This is a genomic window from Sulfurihydrogenibium sp. (assembly GCF_028276765.1).
GTDB lineage: Bacteria > Aquificota > Aquificia > Aquificales > Hydrogenothermaceae > Sulfurihydrogenibium.
Genome location: NZ_JAPYVU010000006.1, coordinates 15,640 through 36,381 on the forward strand (window position 1 = coordinate 15,640; position 20,742 = coordinate 36,381).

At 31.1% G+C, this 20,742-nt stretch carries 19 protein-coding genes; all 19 read right to left on the reverse strand.

Annotation, left to right across the window (positions count from 1 at the left end; all coding sequences use genetic code 11):
- Positions 1-6: 6 nt before the first annotated feature.
- The 19 genes from fliE to rgy all read right to left on the reverse strand — a co-directional run bounded on the left by fliE (position 7) and on the right by rgy (position 20,365).
- Entirely contained in the window at positions 7-294 is a 288-nt protein-coding gene (gene fliE / locus Q0929_RS01820) for a flagellar hook-basal body complex protein FliE (RefSeq protein ID WP_299237890.1), read from the reverse strand.
- Positions 295-501: 207 nt separating this feature from the next.
- Positions 502-912 carry a flagellar basal body rod protein FlgC gene (gene flgC, locus Q0929_RS01825; protein ID WP_299237891.1) on the reverse strand — a complete coding sequence of 137 codons (411 nt, stop codon included), beginning with the start codon at positions 910-912 and terminating at the stop codon, positions 502-504.
- Between the two features lie 12 nt (positions 913-924).
- A complete protein-coding gene (gene flgB, locus Q0929_RS01830) occupies positions 925-1,293 on the reverse strand; it encodes a flagellar basal body rod protein FlgB (RefSeq protein ID WP_299237892.1) in 369 nt (122 codons plus the stop codon).
- Positions 1,293-3,110 (reverse strand): hypothetical protein, encoded by a 1,818-nt coding sequence (locus Q0929_RS01835; protein ID WP_299237893.1) that lies wholly within the window; start codon positions 3,108-3,110, stop codon positions 1,293-1,295. The genes flgB and Q0929_RS01835 overlap by 1 nt, the downstream gene beginning before the upstream one ends.
- Positions 3,111-3,226: 116 nt before the next feature.
- Positions 3,227-4,327 (reverse strand): hypothetical protein, encoded by a 1,101-nt coding sequence (locus tag Q0929_RS01840; protein WP_299237894.1) that lies wholly within the window; start codon positions 4,325-4,327, stop codon positions 3,227-3,229.
- A 4-nt stretch (positions 4,328-4,331) separates the two neighbouring features.
- On the reverse strand, positions 4,332-4,973 hold the full coding sequence (locus Q0929_RS01845) for a sigma-70 family RNA polymerase sigma factor (protein WP_299237895.1): 642 nt from the start codon (positions 4,971-4,973) through the stop codon (positions 4,332-4,334).
- A 243-nt stretch (positions 4,974-5,216) separates the two neighbouring features.
- Positions 5,217-6,092, reverse strand: coding sequence for a MinD/ParA family protein (locus Q0929_RS01850; protein WP_299237896.1), 876 nt, complete (start codon positions 6,090-6,092; stop codon positions 5,217-5,219).
- Positions 6,089-7,285 carry a flagellar biosynthesis protein FlhF gene (gene flhF, locus Q0929_RS01855; RefSeq protein ID WP_299237897.1) on the reverse strand — a complete coding sequence of 399 codons (1,197 nt, stop codon included), beginning with the start codon at positions 7,283-7,285 and terminating at the stop codon, positions 6,089-6,091. The genes Q0929_RS01850 and flhF overlap by 4 nt, the downstream gene beginning before the upstream one ends.
- On the reverse strand, positions 7,275-9,356 hold the full coding sequence (gene flhA / locus Q0929_RS01860; RefSeq protein ID WP_299237898.1) for a flagellar biosynthesis protein FlhA: 2,082 nt from the start codon (positions 9,354-9,356) through the stop codon (positions 7,275-7,277). The genes flhF and flhA overlap by 11 nt, the downstream gene beginning before the upstream one ends.
- A gap of 2 nt (positions 9,357-9,358) precedes the next feature.
- The gene (locus Q0929_RS01865; protein WP_299237899.1) at positions 9,359-9,787 is read right to left on the reverse strand and encodes a rod-binding protein; all 429 of its coding nucleotides are present in this window, start codon (positions 9,785-9,787) and stop codon (positions 9,359-9,361) included.
- 11 nt (positions 9,788-9,798) lie between these two features.
- Positions 9,799-10,890, reverse strand: a complete 1,092-nt coding sequence (locus Q0929_RS01870) for a flagellar basal body P-ring protein FlgI (RefSeq protein ID WP_299237900.1) — start codon at positions 10,888-10,890, stop codon at positions 9,799-9,801.
- 263 nt (positions 10,891-11,153) lie between these two features.
- A complete protein-coding gene (locus Q0929_RS01875) occupies positions 11,154-11,828 on the reverse strand; it encodes a flagellar basal body L-ring protein FlgH (RefSeq protein ID WP_299237901.1) in 675 nt (224 codons plus the stop codon).
- Between the two features lie 4 nt (positions 11,829-11,832).
- The gene (gene flgA, locus Q0929_RS01880) at positions 11,833-12,345 is read right to left on the reverse strand and encodes a flagellar basal body P-ring formation chaperone FlgA (protein ID WP_299237902.1); all 513 of its coding nucleotides are present in this window, start codon (positions 12,343-12,345) and stop codon (positions 11,833-11,835) included.
- Between the two features lie 206 nt (positions 12,346-12,551).
- A complete protein-coding gene (flgG, locus tag Q0929_RS01885; RefSeq protein ID WP_299237903.1) occupies positions 12,552-13,352 on the reverse strand; it encodes a flagellar basal-body rod protein FlgG in 801 nt (266 codons plus the stop codon).
- A 21-nt stretch (positions 13,353-13,373) separates the two neighbouring features.
- A complete protein-coding gene (locus Q0929_RS01890) occupies positions 13,374-14,084 on the reverse strand; it encodes a flagellar hook basal-body protein (RefSeq protein ID WP_299237904.1) in 711 nt (236 codons plus the stop codon).
- Between the two features lie 3 nt (positions 14,085-14,087).
- Positions 14,088-14,600 (reverse strand): flagellar motor switch protein FliN, encoded by a 513-nt coding sequence (gene fliN, locus Q0929_RS01895; RefSeq protein ID WP_299237905.1) that lies wholly within the window; start codon positions 14,598-14,600, stop codon positions 14,088-14,090.
- Positions 14,593-15,561 (reverse strand): FliM/FliN family flagellar motor switch protein, encoded by a 969-nt coding sequence (locus tag Q0929_RS01900; RefSeq protein ID WP_299237906.1) that lies wholly within the window; start codon positions 15,559-15,561, stop codon positions 14,593-14,595. The genes fliN and Q0929_RS01900 overlap by 8 nt, the downstream gene beginning before the upstream one ends.
- A 29-nt stretch (positions 15,562-15,590) precedes the next feature.
- Positions 15,591-16,613 (reverse strand): flagellar motor switch protein FliG, encoded by a 1,023-nt coding sequence (gene fliG, locus Q0929_RS01905; RefSeq protein WP_299237907.1) that lies wholly within the window; start codon positions 16,611-16,613, stop codon positions 15,591-15,593.
- Positions 16,614-16,930: 317 nt separating this feature from the next.
- Positions 16,931-20,365, reverse strand: a complete 3,435-nt coding sequence (rgy, locus tag Q0929_RS01910) for a reverse gyrase (RefSeq protein WP_299237908.1) — start codon at positions 20,363-20,365, stop codon at positions 16,931-16,933.
- Positions 20,366-20,742 lie beyond the last annotated feature (377 nt).

The window sequence follows — 20,742 nt, forward strand, 5'->3', positions numbered from 1 at the left end:
ACTCCATTAGACTTGCATTCTCATAATTTCTTGATAACTTTCTAAAGCTTTATTTCTGATTTCTGTTAAAAGTCTAAATGAAATATCAGCTTTTTCTATCTGATACATCGCATCTTGAATGTTTTGGATTTTACCAAGTGCTAAGTCTTGCTCTATATTTTTAGCATTAATCAAATCATTGTTAACATCTTTTATAAAGTTTTTAAGCAAATCTGAAAAAGATGTTTTACTTTCTTCTTCTTTTTTTTCTACATCTAACTTTAGTGGTAATCCATCTATTCCTTCAATTCTCATACCAGTCCTCCGTTACTTTATTTTTATACTCTAATTATACGTCGGGTAAGAATTTAAATAAAAATATGAGATTCTTCGCTTTGCTCAGAATGACAAAGTGATCATTAACATGCTTTCACTTTCTATGTCATTCTGAGGACTTTAATCCGAAGAATCTCATTTTTAAATTCTATAAAAACCGCTAATTTCTCACCCAAGGTATTACTTTCATACTCTAATTATTTCCAAGCTTTTTATTAATAAATCTTTATGTGTATTGAATGCCGTTAAATTTGCTTCATAGGTTCTCATCGCAGTTATCATATCAACCATTTCTCTAATTGGGTCAACGTTTGGAAGTCTAACATAGCCATCTGGTCCGGCATCAGGATTGTTTGGGTCAAATTTTAATTTAAACGGTGATGGGTCTTCTTGAATATCTTTAACTCTAACTTTATAAACAGGAATTTGAGATTGAGCATCTAAAACTGCTTCAAAAACCGGCACCTTTCTTCTATAAGGTTGTCCATTTTCAGTATGGGTAGAATTTACATTTGCAAGGTTGCTTGCAGCTAAATCTATTCTAACTCTCTCGGCTTGCATACCGGATACAGATATTTCAAGTCCTTTAAAAAGCATTTTTTACTCCTCCTATTTTCCTGATATAGCTAATTTCATCTTTGATAGTTCTTTTTTCATAACTTCAACAAGAGATTTATACATTATTGAGCTTTCTGCAAGCTTAGCCATTTCTTCTTCGACATTGACTTTATTTTGGTCATATCCTGTAATGATACCGTTTTGGTAAGGCTTAATTTTTATAAAATTTTTAGTTTCTGGCTGAATATGTCTTTCATCTGTTGTTTTTAAAACTATTTGATTATCCAAAACTTCTTCAAAGGTTAAATCTACTGGTTTATAAAAAGGAGTATTTGCATTGGCTATGTTTCCCTGGATGACTTTAGTCCTTTCGAAATAGAAAGATGACATAATGTTAATTTTATCCAACTCATCAAACATTATTTTCCCACCTCTTGTAATATTTTATAACTTTCGTACATTTCTTTTGCAATAATTGATAGTTCATCATTACATCCTGCTAAATAATTATAATACAACTCTATGTTTTCTGTTTTCTTTGTTTTTATTTTAGAGATGATAGACATGCTTGCAAATTTGCAGATATTTTCTTTCTTTAATTTTTTAAAATCTATTTTATCTAAGATACTTGCAACTTCATTATACCTTTTCATTTTAAATAGATTCTCTATTAGAGAGTTAATTTTGTTATTAAATATTTCGTTTTTTTCATACATCTCTACAAATTGAGTTTTATTTTTATCAATTAACTCTGTAAGCTTCTCATAATTATTTGTAGAATAATAATAATCAAAAGCTATATAAAATGGTAAATTTTCTATATCGCATTTATTTTGAATTGAATTTAGCTCCTCTTTATAGTCTATTTTCATATTAGATTTTGCAACAGTTGTGAAAATATAGTAATCACAATTTTTATTTTTTACTTTCTCCAAGGTATTTAAGGCATAATTATATTTTTTATCGCTGATAAAGGCTTTGGCAAGGTCAATATAGTATTTATCCTCCTGATACTTATCGGCCATGAATTTTAGTAAATCGATCTTTTGCTTTAAATCTTTTTCATCAGAGAGACTAGTCAAAATTTTATCTAAAACATCTCTATCAAATATATCTTTAAAAAATTTTGGATTTGACAGATATAACATTCTTAATTTATCCGGAGAGAGTTTTAAAAGATATTTTGTCCATAGATTGGCAATATATTCAGCTTGTTCGTAAGTAAAGTTAGCAGGATAAATTAACGATAGTTCATAAGATAACCTATTAAATAAAAAATCTGTTGGATTTTGAAAAACCAAAACTCCAAAATTGCCAAGAGCATATTTGCCAATATAATTGGTTCTGTTTGATATTAAGGTTCTAACTACAAATCTTATTGGGTCTTCAAGTTGTTTTATAGATTTAATTTTATTCTCTAACTCTGGATACTTTAATCCTAGTGCAAGCATTTTTAGTCTGGCAACTGTATTCTCTTGAGTTTCTGGAAATCTATTTATTACTATAAGATAATTTTGAAAAGCTTCCATTTTATCATTTTCAATTGATGCAATATCACCAAGTCTCAAATAAGATTTTCTTATTACATCATCATTCTTTACATACGAAATGATTTTTCTAAAAATACTTTTCGCAAGATTGTAATTCTTTAATCTGTAAGCAGTTTCGGCTACAGTGTAATAAAACTCGGGGTTGTCTAATAAATAATCTTCAAAGTTTGCAATTGTGTCTTTAAAGTATTCAAAAGCAGTTTTGTAATCTTTTAGGTAAAAGGCTCTCATTCCCATTATAAAAGATAGTTCCTTACTTTCTTTAGATTCTAATGGTGCTAAGTAAATTATATATTTTGTGATATTGTCTATGTTTCCAAGCAATATCGAAGTTCTCATTATACCGAGAATGATTTTGTTAGTTAAATTACTACTATCATTTAAAAATAAAGCTATTTTGTAATTGGTAAGAGCTCTTTCATAAAAGCCTAATCTTTCATAAACTAAACCTTTGGTATAGTAATAATCTTTATTAGCTTCTCCACCAAATGCTATATACCAATTCAAAAAATATGCTGAATTCCATAAATATTGTTTCATTCCGGTCTTTTGACCAATGCTTAGATAAATCTTAGCAGATAGCAACAATGCTTGTCTGTAGTCTTTTGATTTTTTATCTACTGTAGATAAAGCTTTTGATAGATTTTCTAATGCACTATAATAAGAACCTACATTATATTCTTTCAAGGCTTTATTTATAAAATCCCTAGGATTTTCCTTTGAGAAGGATTGGAAACAAAAAAGCAGATTTATCAAAAATGCAACATTAATAATAAACGCATATTTCTTGATAAAAATTTCTTTCATACTGCAAGGTTTATCCCGGAAGTATTAGAATTATTAGACACTTTATATTCGTATAGTTTTAAAACTTTTTCTTTATCTTTGATTGTTAGGTTATGATGTTTAAATCCATTATCTTTCAATATCTGTTGTATTTGAAGAATTGTAGCATCATCTAAAATAACGTCTTTTGTGTTAATAACAAGGTTTAAAGTATTTGATACTAAATTAGCAGATATATTTGTCTGATTGTATGAGAATACAAAAGAATTGTTATTTTGATTTTGCCCATTTATACTTTTATTAAAATTGTTATCGTTTTGATTATTTTGATAGTTTGAATTATTATCGTTAGGGTTGGAAATGTTGATATTTACTGATTGAGGTAGATTATCGTTATAATTTGTAGCGGCCGTATTGTTTCCATCATTATTTTTGTTAGTATAAATATTAACTTCATTGGAATTTTGCAAATCTTTCATTGCCAAGCTTTCATTAAAATTATTAACAGATATTTTAATTTCAAGCTCTTTATTTGATTTAAGAATATTAAACTCTTTTAACTCCTCAGATTTTTTATCTTCAATTTTTGATGCAAGTTTGTCAAACTCTTCTTTTTTCTTTAGAAGGTTAGAAATGGTATCTTTTTGTAATTTATCATTTACGTTGCTTGATTTATTTTTATCGTCTAAAGGTGCGCTACTTTTATCTATTATAAGATTGTTCACTTTATTTAATTTTTTTAAAGCAATTTTTAAATTTTGTAAGTTTTCTTCTTCAATAACATTTAAATTTTCCCTTTTAATACCTTTTTCTAAGCTTTCCTGAGCCAATTTAAAGTCTTTAATTTTATTTTTTTCACTTTTAACATTCTTTAAATTTTCTGTATTATTAACTGCATTATAACTTAATGCTACATTTAAATTTGATGCTACTTCTAAATCCTTATTGTTATTTTCTACATCTCTATCCTTTTTAACTGCTTCTTTTTTATCTACAGATTTAGCAATAATATCATCAAAAATATTTTTTTCTAATTTTTGCTTCTTATTTTTATTATTGTTGCTGCCGCCTCTTATTATTCCAAAGCCTTCTATATATGATGACATTAAATTTTCCATTTTTTTATCCCTCTATATTATCATACACAATTTTTTTTAATTTTTCCACTGCTCTTGATTTCAATTGTGAAATTCTCCCAAGGCTTATATTCATAATCTCCGATATCTCTTTCGGATCTTTTTCTTCAAAGTATAAATATTGAATTATCTTCTTTTCATTATCATCTAAGTATTTATCAATAGCATCTGAGATTTTTTCTAATAATTCTTTTTGCGCATATTCTTCTTCAGGAGTTTTAGATTTTGATGCAAATAGATCTATAAAGGAAAAATCTTCTCCATCTTCAGAAATAATTTTATCTAAACTTAGCATTATTGCATTTTTAGAAATAGGAAGTTCATCTCCAAGTTTATCTGCATACTCTATGGTGATTTTATCTTTTTCCGTTTTTGGCATAATATCTTGCTGTCTTAGAAAATCAAGAATTTCTCCTCTAATTCTGATGTATGCATAGGTTGAAAATTTACCTTTATCTTCATCATAATTTTCTAAAGCTTTTAACAGCCCTACAATACCAGTTTGTACCAAATCATCAAATTCTATCTCACAATCCGGCAGTCTATAAAATATTTTTGAAGCAACTTTTTTGACTAGGCCAATATGTTCTTCAACTATTTGCTTTTTTTGTTCTTTACTTAAGTTCACATCCGCCTCTTTATTACCTGGTCACTTAATTATACATCGGACGAGAAATTTAATAAAAGTATTATATTCTTCGCCGGCTGCAGAATGACACCTAAGGTTACCGTTAATAATATGTTAGAGCAATTCATGAATTGTCCCTACTTCTACTTTCTCTGTCATCCTGGAGACGTAAAAAATCCGAAGGATTATTCTGTAAAAACCGCTAATTTCTCACCTAAAGCCTTTCCTGCTTATTCACTTAAATTATTTAATAAAAGAAAACAGTTTTTTAAAGAAGCTTTCTTTATTTTCTCTTTTAATATCTTCTCCCGTCTCTTTTTTTGCAATTTTAATTAAATTTTTTGTAAAAGAGTCTGTAGAGTCTGTTTTATAACTTTCAGAAATTAATGTTCTTGATATAACACTCTTCTTAAGATTTTCAGAAAACGGCAATATCCCTGCAAGATTTAATTCTAAATTTAGAAATCTTTTACAAGAACTTGAAAGTCTTTCAAAAGTTTCTATTCCTTCTTCTTCACTTTTACACATGTTAATTACTATTTTAAAATTAGAATAGCTATAGATCTTAAAGACAGATTTTATAAGACTATAAGCATCTGTAAGGGCTGTAGGTTCAGGTGTTGTTATGATGTATGTCTTATCCGAAGGAAGGATAAAGTTTATCACTTCTTTACCAATTCCTGCGGCTGTATCTATTATGATGTAGTCATATTCTTCGGATATTTCGTCTAGTCTCTTTATCAAATAGTTTAAATTTATGTTTTCCATATCACTTATGCTGTCTATGCCGGAAAATCCTGGTATTAAATCAAAATTTTTAACTTTTATTATATTCTCTTTTATATCTTTACCCTCAAAAAATTCTTTTAAAGATTTTATCAATGGAATGTTTAATATGACGTGAACGTTGCCAACCCCAATATCAGCATCTATCAAAAGAACTTTTTTATTAAAATGGTTAGCCAGTATATAAGCTAAGTTTATTGAGAAATTTGTTTTTCCTACTCCGCCTTTACCGCTTGATACACATAAAAATTTTGGATTTCTTTTTGTTTGTATAGCCTCAGGGTTTACTTTACTAACAATCTCTTTTAACTGTTTTAACTGTTGCTCCATCATTCATTCTCCATAAGCAGGTATGAAGCAAGTCTTTCAGGGGTAATTATCTTCAAGTCTTCGGGAACATTTTGGCCTGTACTAATGTATGTTAACGGAAGTTTAGTTTTATATGCCAAATTTAATATAGTGCCAGGATAAGCTGTTTCATCTATTTTTGTAAAAAACAAATAATCGATGTCGAAGAATTTTTTATATTTTTGAATTAAACTATAACTTTCTTTATTTTTCCAATTACAGCTTACTACCATCATGTACTCTATTTCGTCGATCAAACGCAAAGTCTCCTTTATTTCTCCAAGCTTCCAATGGTCATAATGGCTTCTTCCTACAGTATCTATTAGAATAACATCTACAAAATCTAAATCATCCACAATTTCCCTTAGTTTTTTAGGGTCGGACAGGATCTGGAAAGGTATTCCAAGTATGTTGCAATAGCTTCTTGCTTGATCTCCCGCTCCTGCTTTAAATGTATCCGTGGATATAACAGCAACTTTTTTGTTCTCTTCTAAAATAAGCTTTGAGGCTACTTTAAATAGATTTGTTGTCTTCCCAACACCGGTTGGTCCCAAAAAAGCCACAACTCTCCTTCTGTTAGAATCTTTAAAGATATCTCCTTTAAATATAAAACTTTTTTCAATACCTTCTATAAGAGATTCTCTATATGTAAAGTGTTTTAAATCTAACTTGTTCGAATCCATTTCTAATCCACAAGCATTTCTTACAATTTCTTTAGCAACATCCAACTCAACATCCTTTTGAATCAGCAAATTAATTAAGTCTAAAGCTTTTCCTGTAAATTCTTCTGTGATTTCTTTGTATGTTATATTATTATCGTAATACTCTTCTTTTATGTTTAGTTTTTGATTTAAATCATTATGAGCTGTGGTTTTTATAACAGGTTCAACTTTTTCAACAACTTTCTGTCCAATTTTTGCTTTAAATGGGTTATAAGTTTGTACTTCTTTTTCGTTTTCCTCTTTTAGATTTTCAGATAAAATATCCTCAAAAGAAATTTTATTTTCTATTGGTTCAACTATGAGGATATATTTTGTTTTCTTGAAAAATGGAATTTTTGTTTTTTCTTTTATCTCATTTTGATATAGAATTTTAAACTCCTCACCGAAACTTTCTTTTATTTGGTGCATCAATTTGCTTAAATCATAACCTTCAAAGATTTTTATTTTAGGTTCCATCTACTTCCACAACTCCAATAATATTTAATTTTATTTTACTATCAATCTCTGAATAAGACAAAACTTGCAAGTTAGGTATATAGTTTTCGATGATTTGCTTGATATATCTTCTTATGTTTGGAGATGTTAATAATATAGGGGTTACACCTTGAATAACAAAGTTTTCTAAATGTTTGGATATTTCTGTTATCAACTTTTGAACAAAAACAGGATTTAATGATGGCATTTGCCAATCATTCTCTTTAAGTAAATTTATTAAATATTCTTGAGTTTTATTTCCAAGTATTAATGCTGTAAGTTGTCCGTTTTTAGCAAACATCGAAGTAATCATTCTGCTTAATGCTGTGCGGACGTATTCAGTTAAGATATCCTGGTCTTGTGTTTTATTTATATTATCCGCTAATGCTTCTACAATAGTAATGATATCTGTAATAGGAATTCCTTCTTTTAAAAGATTTTGAAGAACTTTATGAAGTATATTTAAAGGAACTTGTGATGGAACAATATCCTTTATTATAGGATAACTTTTTGCAATATTATCGATGATTTCTTTAACCTGCATTCTTGTAAGTATTTCGTAAGAGTATCTTTTAATTATTTCTGATAAATGGGTAACTATTACGGTGGGCACATCTACTACTGTGTATCCGTTTAGCTTTGCCCTGTCTTTGTTAGCTTCATCTATCCATAAAGCATTTAATCCAAAGGCTGGGTCTTTTGTTGAAACACCTTCCACTTTTTCTCTAATAGAACCTGTATCTAATGCAAGATATTTATCCGGTTCTACTTCGTACCTTGCTACTTCTACACCTTTGATTAAAATTCTATATTCATTTGGCTTTAATTCTAAATTATCTTTTATATGTACAGGTGGAACTATCAGTCCAAGCTCTTTGCTTAATTGTTTTCTTAAATTTTTTATTCTTTTAATAAGCTCACCTCCTTGTGATTCATCGACTAATTTGATTAATCTGTATCCTATCTCAAAAGTTAAAACTTCCGGTGGAGATATATAGCTCTCCGGCTGCTCTTCTTCTAACCGTTTGATAACTTCTTTGGCTTTTTCTTCTTTCTCTGTTTTTTCTCTCTCCTTTATTGTTAGATACATTATGTATCCTGAAAATCCAAGAATCGCTGAAAGTATTAAGAATGGTAAAGTTGGCATTCCCGGAACGATTCCTATAGTAAACACAGCACCTGATGCCATCCATAAGGCCTTTGGAATACTTGTTAGCTGTGTAAAGATTTCTTTACCAAGGTTTGTTTCTGAAGCAGCACGGGTAACCATTAAACCTGCAGCTGTTGACGTGATAAGAGCTGGTATCTGGGACACCAATCCATCACCTATTGTTAAAATTGTAAAGTTTTGTAGTGCCGATTGGAAATCCATTCCTTTTTGAACCATTCCAATTATAATTCCACCAATCATATTTATGAATGTGATGATTATAGCAGCTATAGCATCACCACGAATAAACTTAGTTGCACCATCCATCGCTCCATAAAAATCTGCTTCTCTTTGAATTTCTTGACGTCTTCTTTGAGCTTCTTTCTCATCTATAAGACCGCTATTTAAATCTGCATCTATACTCATCTGTTTACCCGGCATAGCATCAAGCGTAAACCTTGCAGCCACTTCTGAAATTCTTTCTGTACCTTTTGTGATAACAATAAAGTTAATGATTACAAGCACTAAAAACACTATAATACCAACTACATAACTACCACCAACAACAAACTGTCCGAAAGACTGTATAACATGCCCTGCTGCATCCGGTCCTTCGTGACCATGTAGTAAAATTCTTCTTGTTGATGCAACGTTTAAAGACAATCTAAATAGCGTTGCAAGTAAAAGTAGAGAAGGAAAAGAAGACATTTTTAAAGGACTATCGATATAAACCGTAGTCATTAAAATTAGCATAGAAAAACTAATGCTCATTGTAAGAAGTATGTCAAGCAAAAACGGTGGAACTGGTAAAACTAAAGAACCAAGAATTATAAGTATAAAAACAATAATTATCGCATCCGAATTTTGGTTTATTTTGTCAAAAATAGGTAAAACTCTATCCAATTTTAACCCTCTGGTTTTGAGTTTTTAATGTAGTTATTAATAGCATTAAGTATGTAGTCTTTAAGTCCAATTTGGTTAGAATCTGCAATTACCTGAGCAAGCTGCATAAAAAACATATCCATATACATCTTATTTCCAAAATCTGAAGATGAAAATTCAAAAAGGCCGTTTTTCATCTCTTTAAGCATTATTTCAAAGAAGATTGTTTGGAATGTATTTGCAACCTCCTCCGGTGTTTTTGACTCTTGTATAGACTTTAAATCAAAGTAAGATTTTATAGGTTTTATCACATCTTGTTTTGGTTGGTTTAGATATGTCTGCAGAGATTTATCAAAGCTATTGTTATTATGTTTTTGAGGTTTTATGCCTACATCTTTTATATCTTTTAGTTCTTTTATTAAATCTTCCAGCGGTGGAAGGTCTTTAAACATTTCAATCCCCCTTACATTACTTTTATTTCTGCGTGCAATTTACCAGCAGCTTTTATAGCTTGCAGTATTGCTATTAAATCGTATGGAGAAACTCCTAAATCGTTCAACGCTTTTACTAAATCAGAAAGTTTTGCTGATTCTATGGATATAATTCTACCTTTTTCTTCTTGAACTTTAGTAGTTACTCCTTCGGTCACTACTGTTTGGCCACCGGATAAAGGTGGTGGTTGCGATATTACAGGCGTTTTTTCTACTGTAACATAAATACTTCCATGCGATACGTAAACAGGAGTGTCTATAACTACATCTCCACTCATGATTACAGTTCCTGTTTTTTCATAAAATACTATAGTTGGTATATTGTCTTTATCGGTTTTTATTTTTAGGTCTAAAATCTCTGCTAAAAATTCTGTTTTATTTTTTGTTTGCGGCAGTCTAACTTTTATTGAAGTAGGGTCTTGAACAACTGCTAAGCCTGGATATTTTTGATTTATTACCTTGGCGATTTCTTGAGCCTTTGAAAAGCTTGGATTTTTAAGACTTAAGGTCACCTCCGTCATAGAGTTAAAGTCAAATGGGAGCTCTTCTTCAACGATTGCACCGTTTGGAATAATGCCTGCAGTTGGAAATCCCTTTTGAACCTTTCCACCTTTATTTGATTCTAAAAAGCCACCGCCGGTTGAAACAGGTCCTTGTGCAAAGGCGTAAATCTTTCCATCCGGTCCATAAAGAGGCGTTCTTATTAATAAACCATTGACAATGTCTTTTGCATCACCAATCGATGCTACTTGGACATCTATTGCCATCCCGGGCTTAGCAAATGGTGGTAAATTAGCAGTAACCATAACTGCAGCAGCGTTTTTTGTTCTTACTTGAGCAGGGTCTATGTAAATTCCAAGCTTTCTTAACATATTGGCTATACTGATTAATGTGTATCTGCTTGTAGTCCCATCACCGGTTCCATTCAAACCAACGACTATGCCATAGCCGGTAAGATAGTTTGGCCTAAAGCCTTCAATGTATACTTCGTCTCGGATTTTGACTTCAGCAGCAAAAGAAACGTTTGTTATAAGAACTATAGCAATTAAAACTTTTTTCCACATCCCTTTAATTCTCCTAATAATCATCTTTTTTGAAAAGATATGTAAGGCAAAAATTCAATAAAAATATAAGATTCTTCGCTTCGCTCAGAATGACACCTAAGGTTATTCCTGATGCTTGCCATTCAGCCTTTCTCCGCGTCGTCCTGAGGCTGTAAGCTGAAGGATCTCCTTTTTAAATTTTACAAAAACCGCTAATTTCTCATCCAAGGTATAAAAGTTATTTTAAATTATTTTCAATCTTACTGCTACTTATAAGTATTAGCTTAAAACGGCCAGATTCTTTTTAAGAATTGTGCTAACCAACCCGGTCTTGAGCTATCTGCCATATAACCTTCTCCGTTGTACTCTACATACATATCCGAAATTCTTGAAGAATCTACAGAGTTATCTTGCATTATATCGGTAGGCTTTACAATACCAGAAATTACAAGTGTTTGATAGTCATCGTTAACTTTAACAACCTTTTTTCCAACTATAAACAAATTTCCGTTTGGATAAACTTTTGTAACTCTTGCAGAAATTGTTGCTATTAGAGTTGATTTTCTGTTTGTAGATGCAGATCCTTTATAAGTATCTGAGTTTTGCTCTGTTATACCGGCGATTGGAGTTTTATTTATTAAATTTTTACCCATTAGCTTTGGTGACGGAACGTTTAAATCCATCTTCTGTTGCTCTTGTGTATTTGTATTAGAAGCAGTCTGTCCGGCTATATTCTCAACGACTCTTATTGTTATAACATCTCCGACTGTGAAAGCTTTAGAATCGGAAAATAAATTGTTGTAGCTACCTGTGTATAAAGAGCCGGGTGTTCTTACGACTTTTTCTTGCTCTATCTCAGGTGGATTTGGATTAAATGGCTTTCCATACTCTGACGTTTTTTTAGCACATCCTGCTGTTATAAAACCTATTAATCCAACTAACAGTATTAATCTTTTCATATTTTTACTCCCTGTTTGCTTCTATCAAAACAGTATCATTAGAGATAACTTTTCCTACCAATTCTTTGCCTGTAGATATATTTCTAACTTTAATGTAATCCCCTTCTTTACCGTTTTCAAGAGCTACACCAAGCATTTGTATTTTTATGTTTTTATTTAAATAAACTATGCTAACTTTTTGATTTTTTACAATTGTATATTTTGTAGTAGCTGATATTCTAAATGTTATAGGGATAGTTGCGACTGTTTCTTCATCTTTCGAAAAGGTACAATCTAAATATAGATAAATACTGCTTTTTCCTTTGCTTTTACATTCAACTTTATTAAAATCTTTACTTAACTTCTCTTCATAACTCTGTGGTATTTTAACTACATCTATTATCTCAACGTCTTTAAAATTTTCCTTTGCATACTCTAAAGCCATATTTTTAGCTTTTTGAAGCCTCTCACCAGCTTTTAAATAAAAAATTGTAAGTAAAACAAGCAATAAAACTACGTTCCAAAGTTTTGCACTCAATTTTTTACCCTTAACTTAATCTTATAAAAATTATAAACTTCTTACCCAAAATAATTATCTAAATATACGTGACGAATAAAGTCCGTCTTTCATTTAAGGTTACCAATCAACCTTTTCCTGTCATCCTGAGACTATAAGCCGAAGGACCTCCTTATCATAATTCCACAATAATCACTAATTTCTCACCCCAAGGTATTTAAAAATTATTAACTTTTCAATGTAGTTACAGTCTTAAGCATTTCATCTGCTGTAATAATACCTTTTGAGTTAACTTCGTAAGCCCTTTGTGCTACTATTAGATTTACCATCTCTTCTACTATGTTTACGTTAGACATTTCTAAAAATCCTTGTGTAAGTTTTCCAAAAGCATCAGTATTTGGGTCTCCTTCTATAGGCTGTCCGGAAGCTTCTGTATACTTAAATAAATTTCCTCCTATTGCTTTAAGTCCTGCCGGGTTTATGAATCTATAAAGCTTTATATTTCCAACTTCTTCTGTTGTTTGTTGTCCACCACTATTTCTAACTACAACAACTTTTCCATTTGGGCTTATAGAAATACTTAAAACTGTTTCTGGAGCTGAAATTTGTATGTTTGGACTTAATCTGTACCCTTCTGGATTTACTATATATCCTTCGTTATCTATTTGGAAATTTCCAGCTCTTGTAAAAGCTTCGCTTCCGTCAGGCATTTCTATTTTGAAAAATCCTTCACCTTGTATCGCAACATCTAAAGGATTATCTGTTTTCATCAAACTTCCCTGAGAAAACATTTTTGCAACATCAGATACTTTTACACCTAAACCTATCTGAATCCCTGCCGGAACTCTATTCTGAGTCGAGCTTAAAACACCCGGGTCTCTCACATCTTGATAGATCAAATCTTCGAAATTAGCTCTACTTCTTTTAAATCCAACCGTGTTCACGTTAGCTATGTTGTGAGAAATTACATCTAAATTTGTCTGTTGTGCTTCCATCCCTGACGCTGATGTCCATAATGCTCTTAACATTTTAATAACCTCCTTAACTTTTTATGCTTTTCCAATTTCGTTAACTTTACCTTCCAATATATCAAGAGATTTCGCAAGATTCATGTATATGTCAAATCTTCTATGATTGTTAATCATTTCAACCATTTCTTTAACAATGTTTAGGTTTGCTCCTTCAAGGAATCCTTGTTTTATCTCAAAGTTGGTTGTTTGTTGTTCTTGTCCTTGATAGTATGAGTTTCCTACAGCTTGTAAATTTTGTAAATTAACTACTCTTATTCTTCCTGTAATCTGTCCATTTTGATAAATCTCACCTTTAGGCGTTATTTTAAATTTACTATCCTGAATTTGAATTCTTCTAAAATTCTCATCTAAAACATAAGCACCGTTTACATCTACCAAATAGCCTTCCTGATTTATTGAAAAATGACCATTTCTTGTGTAGTATCTTCCTATAGCGCTTTCAACTGTAAAAAATCCATCTCCTACAATCGCTAAGTCTAAATTATTTTCTGTTTTAATTAATGGTCCTTGAAAGTTTAAAACCGGACTATCCATAAAACGTGGGAAAACAAGCAGATCTCCAACTTTTCCTTTATTTTCTGGTATTTTTTGACTCATTTCTCTAAGGAGAAGTTTTTTAAAGCCGGGTGTACTGCTGTTAGCTATATTGTTTGTAGTCGTATCAAGCTGCTCTGTCGCTCTTTCTCCACCTGAAGCAAGAATATAAATTGGTTGAAAATTTATTGCCATTTTTTAACCTCTTATTTGACTTGAAATAAGTCTTACCCTTTCTTCTTTTGTCAAAATTTCAGTTATCTTTATTGCAAAATTATCATCTACCTGATAAAGCTCTCCTTTTGCAACAAGAACACCATTTACTTTTAAATCTATAGGTTCATTTAAATATCTGTCTAAATCTATCACAGAACTTGGAGCAAGTTTTAAAATCTCTTCTATAGGCATAGATTTTGAACCTATTTCTACTGTAATTGTAATAGGGATATCTAAAAGAATATCAAGTTTATTTAAAATTTCTGGACTAGATTCTTCTTTTGTAAAGCTTTCTTTTTTTTCTGATTTTTTTAACGGTGTTTGATTAGTATTTGCATCAACAGATTTACTTTTTTCTTCGTGCAACGTTTCAGACCACTGAGCTGTCAAATCTTCCTGTAACCCTTCCTTTTTCTCACTTTCATTTAACATTTCAGACCAAGCAGCTGCTAAATCTTCTTGATTGTCTTCAGGTTTATTTTTTTGTCTATCCATTTCCTCCATCACCGTTCTCCTTAATTATTTTTGTTATCATTACAGCAAATTTTTTGTCTAATTTACCTAAGCTTGCTTTAAATTTAATCTTATCTTCAACTTTTAAGTCCAATTCATCAGATTGTTTCTTGCTTAGTATTATTTCTGTTCCAACTTCATAGTTTAAAAATTCTTTCACTAAAACACTAAATTTATCTAATTCTAATGTTAGTTTAAGGTTTACTTTTAATAACTTTTTAATAAGTTCTTTTCTCCATTCAGGCGGTACTTCAGAACCAAATGTATCAGTAAAAAGAATATCTTTGATGGGCAAAAACAGCATTTGCGGGAATGCAAATGTTAAAGGAACTTCTAAACCCTCAATATCTATCATAATTTCTGCTACAATAACTTTTTCTGCATGAGATACTATTCTTACCAAAATTGGATTAAACTCTATACTCTTTCTTTCAATTTCTATAGGATATACATCTTTCCATATCTTTTCAAAACTTCCTAAAACGATGTCTACTAATTTTTCAATTATCCTGACTTCAAGTTTTGTAAACTCTCTTCCTTCAATCTTAAAAGGTCTTGCCCCTCCACCAAACAAAGCACTTACTAAGTTAAAAACAACGCGAGAATCTATAATCAAAAGTGATGGGTCTTTCAAAGGCTTCATATTAAAAATTGTATATGATGCTGGCAGCGGAATTTTTCCAATAAAGTCTCCAAATCTCATTGTTGCTATTTTACCTTTGGAGACCATGTTTACCACAGGAAATTCAGCTCTAATTTCTTCTCTAAAGATTTTCACCCATCTTTCAAATAAAACTTCTAATCCTTGAAATCCACCTTTTTGAATCTTCTCAAGTCTATTAAAATCAAATGGCTTTTCTTTTATTTTTTCTTCTGCAGCTGCAGAAGATTTACCCCCACCTATTAATGCATCTATCTCATCTTGAGATAAAAAGTCAGACATCCTTATCACCTCTTTTGACTTAATTCTAATTATAACATTTCTTCACCACCTGCTCCATATTCAATAACGCCAGATTGTATGAGGTTTTTAATAGTTTGTATAATCTTTTTCCTTGCATTTTCAACATCAGATTTTTTAACAGGACCAAGCACTTCCATATCTTCCAAAAACATCTGAGCAGCTCTTTTTGACATGTTAGCAGTAAATTTATCAATAATTTCTTGTGGGGCACCTTTAAGAGCAATAAGCAGGTCATTTTTATCAACAGCTTTGAGGATTTCCATAATAGCTCTATTATCAAGTTTAATAATATCCTCAAATTTAAACATACGCTCTTCTATACTGTCTGCAAGAGAAGGTGTTTCTTTTCTTATTTCATCAAGTATTTCTTGAGCTAAATCTTTTGGTAAATTATTTACTAGTTCAGCTGCAACATCGATTCCACTTAACATCTCTTCTTTTCCGGCCCCTATCGTATAGAGCTCTTCTTCTAAAGCATCAGCAACAGTTTTAATCATATTAGATGAAACTTTTTCTAAGGATGCAATTCTTTTTATAACTTCTTCTTGAATGTTGGAAATACCCTGTCTTCTTGGTAAATATTGGATTATTTCTGCTGCCTTTTGTGGTTTTAGCTGTGTTAATATTAAAGCAATAACTTGAGGATGCTCATTTTTAATTATATTTGCCACTACCTTCGCAGGAAGTTTTTCAATTTCCTGAAAAACTGCTTTCCCTTCTTCAGCCATTACCAAGCCTTCAAACAATTCTTTAACTTTTTCCGGAGGTAGCGCTTTTTCTAATATTTTTTTAATATTATCAGGAAGAAGTTTTAAAGGTACAGCCTCTGATAAGCTTTTATATGCTTCTTGAATAACTGCTTTAATGTTTTCTTTTGTTGGCTCTTCTAATGTGAGTAATGCTTTGATAATCTTCTCAAGTTCAGCTTGTTTAAGATGTTTAAAAATTTTTACATTCTTTTCTTCTGGCAAAATAGATAACAATATGGCTGCTTTTTCTAATCCCGTTAATTTACTTTTTTCTTCAGCCAACTTTAGCCTCCATTATAGTTATATTTCTTTGACTTACAAACATATTTCGATGAGAAATTCAAAAAAGTATAAGATTCTTCACTTACGCTCAGAATGACGAAATTAGATTGTTCCTTGTCATCCTGAGGACGTAAGTCCGAAGGACCTCCTATTTTAAAATTCCATAAAAATCCCTAATTTCTCATCCAAGGTATGCAAAAACTCTAATCTCTATTTTACACTATTTGTATAAGACCCTTCAATTCGCTGCTGTATGACAAACAGGAAAACATTATCTTTGTTCTGTAGTCGAGTAAAGAATTCCAAGAATAAACATCTCAGTTATCGTGTCTTATTTTAATTTTTTCAAGCAATTCAAAAAGTATAGCTTCGTAATCTTTTTCGCCAATTTCTACCTTATCCATAAGCTCTTCTAATTTTCTTGTAAACTCTTCTGATAAAAACTCTCTTACATGATTTAAGCTGTTTAAATACTGATAAACTTTTATACCCATAGAAGTTGGAAATAGCAAACCTTTCTTTTCTATTACATATTTTCTTTCAAGAAGTTTCGCAATGATTGTTGCATATGTAGATGGTCTTCCGATGCCTCTTTCTTTCATTCTAAATACAAGCTCCCCATGGGTAAATGGAAATGCCTTTGGCATGGTTTTAAATTGTTTATTATTGCTTATATCAATTATTCCCTCTAAATCTGGATGAAGTTCAGCCGGTAATATTTTATTCCATCCATCTTGAATAATATCTGTATGTAAAACTTTTTCTAATTCAAATCCAAAGCCTTTTATGATTACATCTTTTGCTTTAAATTTAACAGCTCTCATTTGAGAAGCTATGAAACGTTTAAAGATAAGGTCATAAAGCTTTATATGGTCAAAGGTTAAGCCTTCGTACTGACCGCTTAAAATCATAGATTTTAACTCTTCTGTTTCCATTGCTCTTGTTGGTCTTATACATTCATGAGCTCCACCTTCTCCCCAAACTCTCGCCTGGAAATAATCCTTTCCAAATGCTTCTTCTATATACTCTCTTGCTAAAGCTATGCCAACATCAGAAACTCTTGTTGAATCTGTTCTATGGTATGTAATATATCCAAGCTCAAATAGGTCTTGTGCTAATTCCATTGTTTTTGGGAGTGAAAATCTGTATCTATCGCTTGCATCTTTTAGCATTGTATCTGTTCTGTATGGTGGAAGAGGGTTTTTATCTTCTTCTTTTACTTCCTTTACAATAATTTCAATGTTATTTAGATTATTAAAGATATTTTCTGCATCTTGCTTGTTTTGATAGTCTATGTCCAATTCAAGTTTTCTACTGTCTTGCTGAAGCGTGATTGTTATTCTGTAAATTTTTTGCTTTCTCTCTTTTTCTCTTTCTATAATCCATCCAAGTATAGGTGTTTGAACTCTACCTGCCGAAAGCCAATTTTTACCAAAAGCTTTTTGAAGTAGCTGAGAGTATTCAAACCCGACCCATCTGTCTGCCACTCTTCTAACTATTTGAGCTTTTACTAAATTTTCATCAAAATCTCTTGGGTTTTTAATTGCGTTAATGATTGCTTTTTTTGTTACTTCATGAAATTCCATTCTTTGGATATTTTTAACATAAGGTTTTAAAAGTAATTCAACATCCCACCCTATCTTTTCACCTTCTGTGTCCGGGTCTGTTGCAACGTATACTTCTAAACTTTCAAAGCTTACAGACCTGATGCTTTCTATGATTTCTTCCTTTCCTTCAATCGTTTCGTAAACTGGCTCAATATGGTCTTTCACAAAAACTCCGTAATATCCAAGCTCTTTATTAAGGTCAAGAATATGACCTAAGGATGCAGTAATCATTAAGTATCTATCATCTATTGATGTCTCTAAGATTTCATGGTCGTTTACTCTTCTTCTTACAGATTTTCCAAAGAAGTTTGCTATGGTTCTTGCTTTGTTTGGAGATTCTACTACTATTAAAACTGGCTTTAAGATGCTTTCTACTTTCTCAAACTTAATCTCACCTTTGAGTATCTTTCTTACCTTTTCTCTGTCTGAGTCTATCTCTTTAAGAATTTTGTCTAACTCGATTGACTTAAAATCTACAAATTCAATGTCATCACTAAACCATTTGACTCTCTTTTGTAGATGATTAAAGGCTTTTTTATCGTCTATTAAAATTACAGATAATCCTTTCGTGATACCGCCGCTGTACATTCTGGAAGTTCTTCCGCTTGCTTGTAAGTATCCTGTCACATCAGATACGACGAGTTTATATCCATCTTCATCTTTTCTAAGGGTAACTTCGTTAGATTCTTTTAAAAGATTTATTATCTCTTCTGAGTTTAAAAACTGTCCTACTTTCAATCTTAGATTGTCTACTTTTTCTTTTAGGTTTGGATTGTTTTGTAAAAATTCTTCCGTTAGATACTGATATTTTTTTAACTGAGTTATCCATTTATCAATTTGGATTGCATACTGTGGAAATTTTTTCAAAATGTACGCTCTTATAGAACTAAGCGCCCAAAGTAGATGACTTAGATTTGCTTCAAATTTTAATGATAGTACGATTTTTGGAACGCCGTAAAAAATTGTATATCTGATTAAATGAGGAAGGTCTATACCTCTTGCCAATGGGTTTCTGTAGGAAGAGATACCAATCAAAACATCTATCTTTCCATTTTCGTATTTCTTTAAGATTTCGTCATCAATCTCTTCATAGGTAGCAGCCTTAACTCCTTTTTTTGTTAGATATTCTTTAACTTCTTCAGCATATTCTTTCTTTTTGTCAGAAGGTATAAATACAAGCCCACCTTTTCCAAGTTTTTTTATAAGCTCTGACAATTCGTGATTTTCTATATCATCATAAGAATCTACAATGTTTCTCAAGTAAAATGTTGGAGTTCCTACTTCAAAGCCAAGAAGTTCTCTAAAAAGCTTTATTCTGTTTGACTTCGGGTTTGAAGTTGCCGATGAAACTATCAGCACACCTTTTCTCTTTGCTTCTATCTTTCTAAGCTTTTCTGTAAGCTGGTTTATTTTGTTCCAATCTTCATCTGTCTTATTCTGCTTTGCTTTTAGTTTGATGACTTCTAACGCAAGGTTTATATCATTTTCATCAAAGCCAAGTAAATAAAGTGCTTTGTCTATGTTTTTCGCGGTTTTTAAGAAAGAGTCTACATCGTCAACAAACACAAGAGAAAAATCTTTTGGAATCTTGTCATGATTTTTGTATAGAAACATAGAAGTTGTTATCAGTACAGAAAAATCTCCATCTTTAAGTCTTTCTAATTTGGCTTCTTTTTCTTTTTTGTTTTCCTCGCCAAAAAATAGGATTTGGTCTTCTTTTAGCTTGAATATCTGGGTAAGTTTTTTTACAGTTTGATTGACTAATAGCTTTGTTGGAAGAATTATGTAAGATTTTTTATTTTTTTGTGCTAAATATGATGCAACCGATAGACCAAAAGAAGTTTTACCTATGCCGGTAGGTGCTAAAAGTGCAAAAGAGCGATTTAAGAAAAATCTTTTAGCCCAAGTTATCTGTAAGCTCCATGGATGAGATCCTATACGCTTGCTAAAAAAGTTTTGCCAATTGTTAACTTCATCATCAATGTCACATAATATTTTGAATTTTCCTTTTTTTAAAACATCACAAACATCTTCTTTTGGCTCTTCTGGTAAACATTTATCACAAGGTAAGCCTTTGTATAATCTTTCTGATGTAATATCTCCACCACAGTTAGGACAGAGTTTTTTGAAAATGCTTGCTATCATTATTTTCCACCTCTTTTTATCTTATTAAAATTTTTGTTTTGAGTAATAAATTATACATAAATTGAAAGTTTTAAGAGAATGTTAGAGTATTTCAAAATTCTTGTAAAGCTTACTTTTTCGTGTCATCTTGAGGATTTTAGTCTGTTTGCCGGCTTCAGAATGACGGCATAAATTTTTGGAACAGTCTCACAATATGAATTTTGTCCAAAGTGTTTTTTCTTTAAATTATTCTTCATACCTTGGGTGAGAAATTAGTGGTTTTTATAAAATTTAAAAATGAGATCCTTCGACCTTACGTCCTCAGGACGATGACAGATAAAGGTTGGCTGATAAATATTAGAGAAAAGATAGGCTTGCTTGTCATTCTGAGCGAAACG

Excerpts from the sequence above, each read along its gene's own strand:
- fliE (WP_299237890.1), bottom strand. The coding sequence starts at position 294 with ATGAGAATTGAAGGAATAGATGGATTACCACTAAAGTTAGATGTAGAA.
- flgC (WP_299237891.1), bottom strand. The coding sequence starts at position 912 with ATGCTTTTTAAAGGACTTGAAATATCTGTATCCGGTATGCAAGCCGAG.
- flgB (WP_299237892.1), bottom strand. The coding sequence starts at position 1,293 with ATGTTTGATGAGTTGGATAAAATTAACATTATGTCATCTTTCTATTTC.
- Q0929_RS01840 (WP_299237894.1), bottom strand. The coding sequence starts at position 4,327 with ATGGAAAATTTAATGTCATCATATATAGAAGGCTTTGGAATAATAAGA.
- Q0929_RS01850 (WP_299237896.1), bottom strand. The coding sequence starts at position 6,092 with ATGATGGAGCAACAGTTAAAACAGTTAAAAGAGATTGTTAGTAAAGTA.
- flhF (WP_299237897.1), bottom strand. The coding sequence starts at position 7,285 with ATGGAACCTAAAATAAAAATCTTTGAAGGTTATGATTTAAGCAAATTG.
- Q0929_RS01865 (WP_299237899.1), bottom strand. The coding sequence starts at position 9,787 with ATGTTTAAAGACCTTCCACCGCTGGAAGATTTAATAAAAGAACTAAAA.
- Q0929_RS01870 (WP_299237900.1), bottom strand. The coding sequence starts at position 10,890 with ATGTGGAAAAAAGTTTTAATTGCTATAGTTCTTATAACAAACGTTTCT.
- Q0929_RS01875 (WP_299237901.1), bottom strand. The coding sequence starts at position 11,828 with ATGAAAAGATTAATACTGTTAGTTGGATTAATAGGTTTTATAACAGCA.
- flgG (WP_299237903.1), bottom strand. The coding sequence starts at position 13,352 with ATGTTAAGAGCATTATGGACATCAGCGTCAGGGATGGAAGCACAACAG.
- Q0929_RS01890 (WP_299237904.1), bottom strand. The coding sequence starts at position 14,084 with ATGGCAATAAATTTTCAACCAATTTATATTCTTGCTTCAGGTGGAGAA.
- fliN (WP_299237905.1), bottom strand. The coding sequence starts at position 14,600 with ATGGATAGACAAAAAAATAAACCTGAAGACAATCAAGAAGATTTAGCA.
- Q0929_RS01900 (WP_299237906.1), bottom strand. The coding sequence starts at position 15,561 with ATGTCTGACTTTTTATCTCAAGATGAGATAGATGCATTAATAGGTGGG.
- rgy (WP_299237908.1), bottom strand. The coding sequence starts at position 20,365 with ATGATAGCAAGCATTTTCAAAAAACTCTGTCCTAACTGTGGTGGAGAT.